Consider the following 381-nt stretch of genomic DNA (forward strand, 5'->3'; position numbering starts at 1 on the left):
TTCCGATCTAGCCAACGCCGCGCCGAAGGTTTCCGGAAGCGATACCCCCCGCAAAAAGAAAAAGCGCCTAAAATCCACAAGCCTGGAATCTTTTCTGCCTGAGGAACATGTGGTTTACTTCAAAAAGCTCCGGATAGGTTCGAAGAAGATAAGGAACGCAAAGATAGAGGAGTTATAGGGCCTCGGCTATTATCGCCCTGTCCTTGAACTGGAAGATAAAGGCCCTTCTGTCACCCTTCAGGTTTGCCTCGATGCGCTTCCTGAACCGCCAGTACTCGTTCTCAGGGATGCTTATCCTCAGCGTGGCCCTTCCAAAGCCTTCTCTCCTGAGGAAATCGTTGATTCTGAGCGGGTGGAATTTTGTGACTCCAACGACGGTGT

At 50.9% G+C, this 381-nt stretch carries 1 pseudogene; it reads right to left on the bottom strand.

What is annotated here, in order from left to right:
- Nucleotides 1-172: 172 nt before the first annotated feature.
- Nucleotides 173-381 (bottom strand): annotated as a pseudogene (locus E3E42_RS11825) (methyltransferase); the annotation flags it as partial.

It is taken from the genome of Thermococcus sp. JdF3, assembly GCF_012027495.1.
Classification (GTDB): domain Archaea; phylum Methanobacteriota_B; class Thermococci; order Thermococcales; family Thermococcaceae; genus Thermococcus.